The organism is Kribbella sindirgiensis (assembly GCF_004331435.1).
Taxonomy (GTDB): domain Bacteria; phylum Actinomycetota; class Actinomycetes; order Propionibacteriales; family Kribbellaceae; genus Kribbella; species Kribbella sindirgiensis.
In genome coordinates this window covers 22,920-35,487 of sequence record NZ_SJKA01000015.1, presented here as the reverse complement: position 1 = coordinate 35,487, position 12,568 = coordinate 22,920, and the positions used below count along the sequence as shown (strand labels likewise).

Annotated in this window: 6 protein-coding genes; all 6 read right to left on the bottom strand. The window is 68.0% G+C overall.

Annotated elements, in window-relative coordinates; genetic code table 11:
* Nucleotides 1-48 precede the first annotated feature (48 nt).
* The 6 genes from E0H50_RS32475 to E0H50_RS44295 all read right to left on the bottom strand — a co-directional run bounded on the left by E0H50_RS32475 (nt 49) and on the right by E0H50_RS44295 (nt 12,559).
* Nucleotides 49-1,125: a Gfo/Idh/MocA family protein gene (locus E0H50_RS32475; protein ID WP_165547374.1), complete on the bottom strand. Its 1,077-nt coding sequence runs from the start codon at nt 1,123-1,125 to the stop codon at nt 49-51.
* A 39-nt stretch (nt 1,126-1,164) separates the two neighbouring features.
* On the bottom strand, nt 1,165-2,121 hold the full coding sequence (locus E0H50_RS32470) for an NAD(P)-dependent alcohol dehydrogenase (protein ID WP_131294802.1): 957 nt from the start codon (nt 2,119-2,121) through the stop codon (nt 1,165-1,167).
* A 58-nt stretch (nt 2,122-2,179) separates the two neighbouring features.
* Nucleotides 2,180-3,088: an AraC family transcriptional regulator gene (locus E0H50_RS32465; RefSeq protein ID WP_131294800.1), complete on the bottom strand. Its 909-nt coding sequence runs from the start codon at nt 3,086-3,088 to the stop codon at nt 2,180-2,182.
* A gap of 184 nt (nt 3,089-3,272) precedes the next feature.
* Nucleotides 3,273-4,235 carry a TAXI family TRAP transporter solute-binding subunit gene (locus E0H50_RS32460; RefSeq protein WP_238151510.1) on the bottom strand — a complete coding sequence of 321 codons (963 nt, stop codon included), beginning with the start codon at nt 4,233-4,235 and terminating at the stop codon, nt 3,273-3,275.
* An 11-nt stretch (nt 4,236-4,246) separates the two neighbouring features.
* Nucleotides 4,247-6,265 carry a TRAP transporter permease gene (locus E0H50_RS32455; protein WP_131294798.1) on the bottom strand — a complete coding sequence of 673 codons (2,019 nt, stop codon included), beginning with the start codon at nt 6,263-6,265 and terminating at the stop codon, nt 4,247-4,249.
* 162 nt (nt 6,266-6,427) lie between these two features.
* Nucleotides 6,428-12,559 (bottom strand): RHS repeat-associated core domain-containing protein, encoded by a 6,132-nt coding sequence (locus tag E0H50_RS44295; RefSeq protein WP_131294796.1) that lies wholly within the window; start codon nt 12,557-12,559, stop codon nt 6,428-6,430.
* Nucleotides 12,560-12,568 lie beyond the last annotated feature (9 nt).

Sequence of the window (12,568 nt, the reverse complement as noted above, 5' to 3'; positions counted from 1 at the left end):
GCGTACTCGGTCCCTTCGTGTCGAACGCACCGACGGGCGCGATCGCGGTCATTTCCGAGCCCCGTAGTCCGGGACCTGGATCTCGGTGCCGCCCTGTAGTGCGGACTCGTGAGCGCAGATGCCCGGCGCGGTCCAGGTTGCTGCGGTCCGTGGGTCCACCCGCGGCTGCCGGTCTTCCACGATGCTCGACACGAACTCGTGCACCAGATGCGGATGCGACCCGCCGTGCCCGCCGTTGGTGAACTCCCGCAGCGCCGCAGGAAGCAACTCCGGTGCACCGGTCGGCTCCACATCGAACTCGCTGACGGCTCGTCCCCGCTGGTTCTGCGCCAACGGCGCCATCCGGAATTCCTTCATCGGTCCGCCCTCGAGCTGCGGCCACTCCAGTGCGCCTTCGTCGCCGTACACCGAGAAACCCTCGAGGTAGCTGCGGCCGAGCTGGAAGAACGACATCGTCACGTTGGCGACGAGGTCGTCGCCGGCCAGCTTGAACAGTGCGGCCTCGGTGCCGAAGCCTTCACCTGCAACGCCGATGTGGTCCGGGGTGAGCCGGCTGGAGCCGACGCACCGGACAGACTCGACGCGGGTGCCGGCCAGCGCGAGCGCGGGGGAGAGGGCATGCGTGACGTAGTGCATCGGCGGGTAGCCGCGCCAGTAGTCCGGGTACCCGTCGAGGTTCTGCAGATGGTCACCCTTGAAGTACGTGAGTCGGCCGAGCTTCCCGGTCTCCAGCAACTGCGCGGCGTGGAAGAACTCGCGGGAGTACACCGCGGTCTCCATCATCATGTAGTTGCGCTGGGCATCTTCCTGGGCCGAGATCAACGCATCGAGGTCGGTCAGCGTCGTCGCCATCGGCACCGCGGACGCGCAGTGCCTGCCGGACCCGAGAACCTGCAGGACCTGCTCGGCGTGGAAGCGCACCGGCGTGAGCAGATGAACCGCGTCCCAGCCGGGCGCCGCCAGTGCTTCGTCCAGGCTCGCGAAGCGCTCGGTGATCCCGAGCCGGTCCGCGACTGCCGCCGTCCGTGCGGGGTCCGCGTCGACGACGGCGACCCGGCCCACATCGGGGTGGGCCTGGTAGATCGGGGCGAAGTCGGCGCCGAAGCCGAGGCCGACGACGATCACGTCTATGCACATATCAGCCTTTCAGTCCGGTCAGCGCGATCAGGCGAGGGTGATGACTACTTTGCCGAGGGCCTGGCCGGCGCCGACTCGGGTGAGTGCGGCGGGGACCTCGTCGAGAGCGAAAGTGCTGTCGATGTGGATGGTTAGCCGGCCGGTCGTGCAGAGGTCGGTGAGTGGCTTGAAGTGGGCTGGGCCTGCTTTGACGGCGAGTACGCCGATGGTGCGTCCGGTCAGGTGGCCGACCAACCAGCCGGCGGTGAGGAGGCGGAGCAGCGTCGGCACGGAGCCGCCCACGCAGCGGTACTTGCCGCCGGGTGCCAGTGAACGGCGGTAGGCGAAGACCGACCGGTGTGCGACCAGGTCGAGAATCACGTCGTACGGACGGGAGGTCCGGGTGAAGTCGTGCCGCTGGTAGTCGATCACCTCGTCGGCGCCGACCGATCGCATGAAGTCGAGCTTGGTGGCGTTGTCGACGCCGGTGACATGCGCGCCGAGCCGTTTGGCGAGCTGAATCGCGAATGACCCTGAGCCGCCGCCGGCGCCGTTGATCAGGATCCGGCGGTCCGCTGCGGCTCCGTTCGTGCCCTGCAGTGCGATCGCTCCGGCCTGTGGGATGGTCGAGGCCTCCGCGAAGGTGAGCTCGGCAGGTTTGTGAGCCAGCGCGTGCTCGGGTGCGACGGCGTACTCCGCGAAACCACCTTTCAGCGCGAGGTTGTCGCCGTACACCTCGTCGCCGGGCCGAAACCGGGTGACGCCCTCGCCCACCTCGTCCACGACGCCGGCGATGTCCGATCCGAGCGTACGGCGCGCGGGTGCCCACAACCCGCCGATCCGCGCGTAGGCAGGCGAGCCGCGCAGGCATTCCCAGTCGCTCAGGTTGAGAGAGGTTGCGACGATCCTGACCCGCACCTGACCGGCGGCGGGCGAAGGCATCGGAACATCCTCGACCCGCAGCACGCCGGGCCCTCCGTACCGGTCGTACACAACCGCCTTCACGCCCGCAACATAGCAACCCGAACAGCCGACAACCAGCGACGCCGAGCGCGAGCCCTCTTCATGCCGCTCCGGTGGTGTCGCATGCGTCCAGCAGATACTGCGCTCTGAACTCCCGAGGGCTCATGCCGTAGCGCTGACGGAATGCGGCGCTCAGGACGCTGTTGGAGGAGAAGCCGCAGCTGTGGGCGAGTTCGCCGATGACGATGTGCACAGGGCTGCGCAGGCGTTCGTGCACCAGCGCGAGTCGTTCTTCCCGGATCAGGTCCCGGGGCGTCGTACCTGCCTGCTGCATTGCCAGCTGAACCTGCCGCAGCGACCAGCCCAGGGCACGTGCCACCGTGGCGCCGGTCAGCCCCGGATCGGTGGCGTGCTCTCGCACATAGCGTCTGACCATCGCTTCGACCTCGCCCAGGCCGCCCTCGATGTCCGGTCGGTCGTCACCGATGGCGAGCATGCACAGCAGATCGACCAGCCGATCGCAGACCGCATCGAAATCGGCGGCCGACAGGTGCGCCCGCTGGGCGAACAGTTCGCCCAGCATGCCCACCAGGACCCGGCCCAGGCCGCGGTTGATGTCGAGCGTCCGGGGTGCCGACCGGCGCGTCCCGGGGCGCAGACGGTTGTCCATCTCCGCCCCGGGAATCGTCAGCAGCGCGATGTCGGCGTGGTCGAGCTTCGCTTCGAACGACGACCTCGACGACGCCAGGAACGCCTCACCCGGTCCGACGCGGAACTCCTGATCGTCTTGGCGGACCAGCAACTGACCGCGGATCGTCACCATCAGCGTGCGGATGTCGTGCGGATCCTCGGACGCCATGGCGGCGGTTCGATGCCCCTGCGCACAGTCGGCCGACGCCCGGCCGAGCGTGTAGGCGACCGTGCCGATACGCAGCAGCCGGCCCCGGAACGTCCCTGGCGCACAGGTCGGATCCACCCGGTAGCGGGTGGCCGCGCTGATGACGCTCATCCAGTACTCGACACGTTCCGGTGGTCTGACGTCGTCCGTCGTCCATGACTCGATCGAATAGGACGAACTCGGGGTACCACGCATCACCATCATCACGGCACCATCCTTGGGGGCGGTTACTTTCCAATGGCCCGTCAATCGACGGTAGAAAATTACTGTAGCGAGTGCGACGCGTCGGGGACGCTCAGTCGAGTGCGTCGATGGCCTTCTTCGCGCCGGCGTGCAACGGCACCGGTTCGGTCGTTGCGGCGTTCTTGAGGTCGATCCCCTTGGCTGCGGGGTTGACCTGCACGAGGGCTTCTTTGTTCTGGAGCAGCAGGCTGGTGAGTTTCTCGGCCAGGTCGTCCGGCATGTCCTTCCGGACCAGCAGCAGGTTCGGCACGATGATCGTCTGGGTGTCGGCCGGCTGCTTGTACGCCGCGGCCGGGATCACGCCCGCGGCGTACACCTTGCCGTGCTGCTTCTGCAGGGCGGGCAGTACGTCGTCGAGCGGGATGAACCGCACCTTGGCGCCCATCGACGTGGTGAGGTCGGTGATGCCGCTGGTGGGCAGGCCGCCGGACCAGACCAAGGCGTCGATCTGTCCGCTCTTCATCGCGTCCACCGACTCGGGCAGCCCGAGACGCTGGGCCGTGACGTCTTTCACCGGGTCGACGCCGGCGGCGGTGAGCAGCCGCCGCGCGATCACCTCGGTGCCGGAGTTCGGCGAACCGGTGGAGACCCGCTTGCCCTTCAGATCGGACATCTTCGTGATGCCGGACGCCGTCCGCACGACGACCTGGGTGTAGTTCGAGTACAGCCGGGCCAGCGCCACGACGTCCTGCGGCGTGGAGAAGCTGTTCTTGCCCTCGACCGCGTCCGCGGCGGAGTCGGCCAGGGAGAAGGCGATGTCGTAGTTCCCGGCGGTCAGCCCTTGGATGTTCTGCACGGAGGCGCCGGTCTCGCTCGCGGTGGCACGGTAACCCTCGAGGTTGTCCGAGATCAGTCCGGCCAGGGCACCGCCGAGCTGGTAGTACACGCCGGTGGTGTTACCGGTGGCGATGGTGAGGCGACCACCTCCCGCGCCGGCACCCTCCTCGGCCTTGCGTTGCCCGCCGCAGGCGGCCATCGAGACCGTCAACGCGAGTGCGACCACCAGAGTGGACAAAGAACGGAATCTCATGAGGGTAAAGGCCCTTCCGTGTTCCGCAGGCGTTGACGCCGTGCGAGGTTGATGACGACGGCGACCCCGAGCAGGCCCAGGCCGACGCCGATGGTGGTGGGTGCGAGATACAGCAGCAGCAACGCGGCGGGGAAACAGAGGAGACGCTCCAGCCGGCCGGTCCGGACGGCGATCCATCCGCCGGTGACCACCGCCAGCGCGGCGACGGCGAGCGCCGAGACCGCCAGCGTCCACGCCGCACCTCCCAGGCCTTCGAGGCCCAGCAGGTTGGCCCCGTTCGGCGTCAGCACGAACGCGAAGGGGACCAGGAACGCAGGCAGCGTGTACTTCCACGCCTGCCACATCGTCGGGATCGCCCGCCCGCCGGTGATGGCCGCTGTCGCGACGGCAGCGAGAGCGGTGGGCGGCGAGACCTCCGACAGGACGGCGTAGTAGAAGATGAACATGTACGCCTCCGCCGGGGCCACGCCGAGCTGGAACAGGGCGGGCGCGATCACCACGGCGGCGATGATGAACGACGCGGTGACGGGTACCGCCAACCCGAGCACCATGACCGCGAACGCCGACAGCGTGACGGTCATGATCAGCACCACGGTGTGGTTCTCGGAGATCGCGGAGGCCGCGGACACGATGATCTCGGCCAGATTCAGGCCGAGACCGGTCTGGGTGACGACGGCGACGATGATGCCGGCGACGGCACAGGTCGCCACGACGGGGAGCACCGAGCGGGTGCCCTGCGCGAGCGCCATGCCGAGCCGGCGTGGCGTCAACCGGTGCTCACGGTCCAGGAACGACAGCCCGATCTGCAGCAACGTCGCGTAGACGACGGCCTTGAACGGCGGAATGTCCATCGCCATGAAGCCGATGATCAGGAACAGCGACACGAAGTGGTATCCGAACCGCAGCAGCAGCCGGCGCGCCGACTCGGTCGACGGCTCGGCCGCTTCGGTGCCGTGCCGCCGGGCGTCCATCTCGATCGCCAGTAAGATGCCGAGGTAGTACAGGACGGTCGGGACCGTCGCGTAGCCGAGCACCACGAGATAGCTCACCTGGAGGTACTCGGCGATGATGAACGCCGCCGCGCCGAGCGTGGGCGGCGACAGGATCGCCCCGATACCAGCCGCTGCCAGCATGCCGCCCGCCGGCTCGGACGGATATCCCGCACGGCGCAGGATCGGCCAGGCGACCGTGCCCAGCGACACCGCCGTCGCCGTACCGGAACCCGACACCGTACCCAGCAAGAAGCCCGCCAGCGTGACGGTCCGCCCAGGCGCCGTACGGCTGCTTTTGAACGCCGCGAACGACACGTCGATGAAGAACTTCCCGGCACCCGAGGCGTCCAGTACGGCGCCGTAGATCGTGAACAGGACGATGTAACTTGCCGCCACCGCCAACGGCGTCCCGTAAAAGCCCGCCGTACCCATGAACAACTGCGCCACGATCGCCGAGAAGTCGAAACCCTGGTGCGCCAAGGACCACGTGTACGGCAAATAGCCGCCGTAATAGGCGTATCCGATGAACAACAGGCTCACCACCGGCAGAACCCAGCCCGTCGTCCGCCGGCAGGCCTCCAGCGCCAGCACCAGCAGCAACGATCCGGCCAGCAGATCGAGCTGCGTAGGAGCCTGCCGCCGCTCCAGAAACGCGTCGAAGTCCAGTAGCGGATACAGCGAGACCACCAGCGCGACCGACGCCAGAACCCAGTCCGCCACCGGCGGATCGTCGCTGCGTCGATCTCCGCGGAACGGGTTCAGGAACGCCGGGACACGCCAGCCGCGGTAACACAGCAGCGCACCCGGCAACACCGCGGCGAGAAACAGCATCAGGTAGAACTGCGTCCCCGCGGGAATCGGAAAGAATACCTGCACCAGAACGCCGACACTGACGAGCGCGCAGCACACAGAAATACCGCGGTCCAGCACCGGGCTCAGCGTTCGTGCCGGCCTTTCCTGCTCGAAAGCAGCCAACTCCGCTGCGCTCGGGCCGGTGCCAACCGATATGGTGCTGGTTGTCATAAAGGGCCTCCTGTGAATGATCTTGCGCAAAGAATCTCCAGTTCCCAGCGGCCCCACAACCCCCACTCCCGCATCCTTACCTCGCCTTAAGAAGAATCGCTGGACAACAAACGACCAGCGTCGACGACAAGGTGTCGTCGACGCTGGTCGGGGCGCTGCGGGTCAGCAGATGCTGAAGACGTTGTGCCCCCAGACCTTCCACGAGACCACGCACTTCGTCTTCTGCTTGGGCTTGTCGTTGCGATGTGGCGAGCGGGTGTCTCCGCTGAGCATGTCGTAGAGGAACCACAACCCGACGCCTCGTCGGACTGCCTTTCCGTCGGCTCTGAACTCGCCCTTGACCTTGCCTAGTTGCCCCCTCGGGGTGACGCCGCCCTTCTTCCAGATCTCGCCGGCCCGGTAGAGGGTCCAGCTGCCCCGGGCGACGACGTACCACTTGACGTAGTACCACCCGCCGCCATCAGTCTTGCCCTTCGCGACAGCAGTGCCGAGGACGGCGCAGGTGTTGGCCGGGGTGCCCCTGATGAACCGGCAGATCGCGTAGCCGGCGCCGGCTACCTTCACCAGCGTGTAGTTCTCACCGCCGAGGATCGAATTCTTCCCCTTCTTCGGCCGCTTGCGCTGTTCCTTCTTCTTGGGCTTCTTGGCGGCCTTCTTGGCCTTCTTCTTCTTGAGCTTGGCTGCCTTCTCGCGCGCCTTCTTGGCCGCCTTCTTGGCGGCGGCCCGCTTGGCCGCTGCGATCTTCGCCTGCTTCTTTTTCTTCGCGAGGTAGCGCTGGTAGTCGCAGCCGTCGCAGTAGTGTTTGGCCTTCTTGGCAACCTTCTTGTGCGCGGCCTTCTTCTTCTTTTTCTTGGGGCCGCTGTTGTAGCCGCCGCAGCCGTCGCAGTAGTGGCCGCCGGGCAGGAGGCGCCATTCGCCGTCGGGGTCGCTGGCCGTGACCGGGGTGTTGTCGGCGTACGCGTACCCGTTGAGCTGTTGCGGGTTGTCGAAGTCGGCGATCGGGTCGGTGGAGATGAAGCGTCCGCGGGCGGAGTCGTACTCGCGGGCACCGAGGTGGGTGAGTCCGGTGGGATCGTCGACGCCGTCGACGTAGCCGTGTTGGTCGGGCCAGGTCGCGGGCGTGGCCCCGCGGGCAACGCCGAAGGGGGTGAAGCGGCGATTCTCCTGGCTGAGGTCGGTGGCGTTGACCGAAAGGGTGTTGGTGCCGTTGCGGTCGGCAACGGTGAAGCTGAGAGCCGACTCGTTCCGGACACCGCTGGTGGTGCCGAGGTCGTAGTAGCGGGTGGCGGTCACTGTGCCGGTGGGGCTGAGGTGGAGTTCGGAGTTGTCGAGATAGAGGGTGGTGCCCTTGGTGTCGCGGGCGATGAGCCGCTCACCGTCGGCGTCGTACAGGTAGCTGGTCGTCTGGCCGTTCTCGGTGAGCGTGGCCAGATTGCCTTCGGCGTCCCAGGTGAGGGTCTGGGCCTTCCCGGCGACGTTGCGGGCGGTGGTGTTGCCCTGGGCGTCGTAGGTGAAGGTGTCGGTCCGGGTGCCGGTGGCGACGCTGGCCAGTGCGTGCGGCCGCGATGCTCCGGCCGCGGGGTAGGTGTAGGTGGAGGTGGTGGCGGCGCCGGTGACCGGATCGTGGTTGGTCTCGCTGAGCCGGTTGCCGGTCTTGTCATAGCTCCAGCCCTGCCAGTACGGCGCGGGTCCGGCCAGTGCGCCGGCGCTGGGTTGGGTGGCGCAGTCGGCAGCAGGGGTCCATGCCTCGGTCAGTCGGCGCAGGTAGTCGTAGCTGAAGCACTGGACATCACTCACACCGTCTTGGGGTGTGTCGGCGATCTTGGTGATGTTGCCGGCCGGGTCGTAGGTGTACTTCACGTCCGCCAGGTGTTCGGGGGCAGTGGAGCGGTCGACCAGGACGCGGTCCAGGTTCCGGGTCGCGTCGTCGTAGAACGCGGTGTGGACGAGCTGCTTGCCGGCCGTGGCGGACAGGGTCGACTGGGCGACTTCGTCGTACGGCGTGTAGGTCGCCGCGGTGAGCATCGTGCCGAGACCACTGCTCGCGGTCTGCAACCGGCCGGCCGTGTCGTAGCCGTACCGCAGCGTCTCCGCCGCGAGCCCACCTGCTGCCGGGTACGACACCAGCGACGGCAGCCCTGTGGCGGTGTAGCCGGTGTTGGTCTTGTACGACCCGGCCAACGCGCCCTCGGACGCGGGAAGCGTGACCGTGCTGGTCAGCGGCCGGTACCGGATGTCGTACGCGTCGACCGACTTGGTGTAGGCGTTGCCGTTGACGAAGCGGGTCGAGGTCGCGAGCGCGCCCTTGATGCTGGTGCCCGAGCCGAGTGTGTCGTAGGTCCATTGAGCGCGTTTGGTGCCGGAGGTGGACCCGTCGTACATGCCGGTACGGCGGCCCAGGGCATCGTAGGTGTAGGCGAGAGTGGTGCCGCGCGCGTCGGTGCTGGTGAGCAGCTGCCCGGCGTTGTCGTAGGTGAAACTGCTCGTCCCGGTGTCGGGGTCTTCGCGTTGGGTGACACGTCCGCGCAGATCGTAGGTGGTGTCCCAGGTGTTGCCTGCCGGGTCGGTCGTGGTGACCACGTCGCCGCGGTTGTTGAAGGTGTATTTGGTCGCGTCGTAGGAACCGGTCGGTGCGCCGCCGGTGTACTGGCGCAGCTCCACGACCGCGTCGTCGGCATCGGTGATGGATGTGGTGGCCGTGTCGCCGTCCGGCGGGTCCACGCTGGTGCGGTCTCCGCCGTAGGTCGTCGTGGTACGCCACTTCTCGAACCCGTGTGAGCGGAAGATCTCCACCGTTTCGCGTTCGGCGCCGTCGTAGACGGTCACGTCCTGGCCGGGCACGGCCGCGTCGCTCACGCCGGTCAGCAACGTCGTACCGGCGGCGCCGTTGTTCCAGTACGCGCCGTTGGACTTCACCTCGAGGCCGCGTGAGTCGTAGAACGTGTCGGTCACGACCCGGCCGCCGTCAGCCGCGGGGTCCTGGGTCTGCCGTTCGCGCAACTGCCCGTCGTACAGGTCGTAGCTGGCCTCGTACGTGCCGTCGTCGCGGACCTCCTCGGTGGTGATCACCGACGGCGCGTCCTGGCGGATCAGGTAGGAGTACTTGGTGTTCGGGGTCTTCCCGGCCGCCTTGGACCGGTCCGGCAGCCACACTGCGGTGATCCGGCCGAGCGGGTCCCGCGTCGTGTCGGTACGCCGTCCGTTCTGGTCGACCTCGGCGACCGACTCACCGAACCCAGGCTCGATGGTCGTCGTGGTCGCATGCCCGGCCGGGTTGGTCACGGTGATCGCGGTGACGGCCGCGCCACTGGCCGGGGTGTAGGTGGCCGACGTCTTGCGGTCCAGCTGGTCGTAGGTCTCGATCGGCCGGCCGTAGGAGTCGTACGTCGTGCGTCCCTCCTGGGTGTAGACCGGCGTGGTGCCCGAGTAGGAGGCGAGTTCCTTGGTGAGGGTCTGGTCGCCTTTGGTCGGGGCCGCGCCCAGAGTGGTGGATCCGTCGTAGTAGGTCAGGTCGTCCGACACCGCGTCGGACGGGTACGACGGCGTCGCGGTGCAGGCCACGGACACGGTCTGTTCGCGGGCCTCGAAGTCGATCAGCCACGACGAGGTGTTGCGGGCGTACGTGGTGCGGGTGCATTCCTCGTCGCCGGTCTTGGCGGTGTCGCCGAGGTCGTTCTCCTCGATCTCGAGTCCGTACGAGTCGTAGGTGGTGCGGGTCTCGGTGTTGCGCCATCCACCGGACGACAGCGCCTCGCGGGACCGTTCGGCGGCATTGTCGACCATGTAGGCCTTGATCGTGCCGTTGCCGGTGACCCGGGTGGCGGTGGGGGAGGAGATCACCGGGTCGGTGATCACGCCCTCCAGCACGCTGCCGCCGGCCTCGGTGTAGGTGAGGGACTCGCGTTCGAACCCGGCCAGCGCGGGGTGATCGGCGATCGTGCCGCCGAGGGAGTCGGTGACGGTCACCGTGCGGGTGCCGCCGGCCGCGAGCTTGTCGCCGTCCATACCGCGCAGGTACAGGCTCTCCTCCTGGGACCGGGTCTCGCCGGGGTTGCCGTGGAGTTCCCGGACCCGGCTGTAGCCGCGCCACTCTCCCCAGGTGCGGTACTTCGTCGGGGTCAGCTCGTTGTCGTCGTAGTGCCACGCGCCGCCGCCGACGTACTCGTAGTCGGTGCGCTCGGTCCCGGCCACGCCGGCCTGGTCGTCCTCGAGCACCGTGACCGGCACGTACTTGTGGAACCAGTCCAGCGTCAGCGTCTCCGACCCGGTGGCCTGCCAGTACTGCGGGAAACACCGCTTGGTGTTCTGGTCCGGAGCCGGCAACGAACCCGCCGTACACTCCGTCGCCGAGTAGTTCACGTGGACGTGCCCACCGGCCTCGTCGTACACGTCGGTCAACCGCCACTTGTACATCGGCGGAATCCCCTCGACGGCGTCCACCCGGTTGGCCAGCTGCACGCCCTGGAACGACACCGAAGGAAGCGACGCGGTCCCGCCGACCTTGCCGGTCGTGGTGATCGACGCCAGCCACAACGCCGGCGACGTGCCGTCACCCGGGTCACGGAACTGATAGCCCAGCGCCCACGACGTGACATCGCGGTACGTCGTCCCGGACACCCACAGCTGGGTCGTCACCGACGCCAACCGCTTGCGCGTCCAGAACGTCGGCGAATACAGGGTCGTACACGACTTGCCGGCCGAACAGTTCTGGTCGTACGGCACGTCCGGCCAGTTCGTTGCGTTGGCCGACGTGATGTCGTCGGTGCCACAGGTCGCACCCGCGGCGCAGCGCTCGTCCACCGTGAACGACACCCGCATCGGAGCCGCCGCCGAGTACATCGACGTGGACCGCTGGCCGTAGTCGATCCGCTTCAGGTACCCGCCGCGTACGTACTTGGTGCCCGCGGTCGCGGTCAGGTTCCGGCCGTAGTAGTTCGTCTCGCTGCCGTAGAAGTACGACATCGCGTTGCCGTTCGGGTCGACCACGTAGTCCAGGTTCCAGCGCCACGCCTGCGTGCAGTACGACGTCGCGAACGTCGTCCCGCGACACGGCTCGCCCGCGTCGTTGCCGAACACCGGCGCCGTCCAGACCGAACCGGTCTCCTCGTTGCCCGCGGCCCACCCCGGCAGCCGGTTCAGACCGAAGTAGTACTGCGTGCCGTCCAGCGACGTCAGCCGCCAGTGCTCGCCGTCGTTGTCGCCGTTCACCCCACCGGTCAGCCGCTCCAGCCGCGAACCGTCGTCGTCGCGCAGTTTCCAGACCCCGGTGGCGTCGTCACGGACCAGCTCGGACGCCCTCCCACCCAGCACCAGGTAGGCGTTGTCGGTCTCCCAGCACAGGTCCTGCGGCTTCGGCGTGGTCGACACCTCGTCCGCGCACGACTTGTACCGTCGCTCGACGAAGCCCTCGTCCAGGCCCCAGCCCTCGCCGACCCACGACGACTGGTTGTTCGTCGACGCGACGCGGCCGTCGATGTCGCCCGACGAATAGCCCAGATTCAGATCCGGTTCCGGGCCGCCGAAACCCTCCGGGCCGTCCATCGGGTAGGCCCACGTGAACGCACCCGACGAGCCGCCCGCGTTCCACGACGCCGACGCCGACAACGCGGTCGCCTTATAGCTACCCGCGCTGCCCGCCGGCGCGGACGCCAACGCCAGCACCGTCTCCGCACCCGTCGCGGTGATCTCGGTGGCGATCCGGTTGTCGGCGGTCACCCTGGACGCCAGTACCTGCCCGTCCGAGCACCCTGCCTTCTCCGGTGTGGTCAGCGCACACGCCGGCAGCCGCACCAGTCGCAGCCGGCTTGCCCAGTCACCGCCGTACGCCGTACGGAACGCCGAGTAGTCCACCTCGACCTTGACCTGGCCACTGCTGCTCGCACCAAGGCTGATCAACATCCCCGAAGCGCCCACCTTTTCGGCAGCGGAACGGTCGTGAACCCGAACGCGTACCCGGTTCACGGGCGTCAGCGCAGCGCCCTGAACCCGTCCCGCGCCGACCCGAACCGGCAACTGGCCGGCCTGTGTAGTGGTGCCATCGGTGGGGAGCGACACCTCCGCCTCACTCGGCCCCGGTCGACTCACTTGTGGAGGTTGCTGCAGGACGGACGCCGCCTTCGGATCGGCCGGCCGCGCCTTGGGTACGGCGTCGCGCCCAGGCACCGAGAACTCGGTCTGCGCCGCGGGCCGCCAGGCGTCCGACGTACCGACATCGGCCCGCGCGGCGGGCACCTCGACCAGGCCGCCGGCGGCGAGCGCGACGGCCGTGACTATTCCGGTGAACGGCACCAGCATGGCGCCACT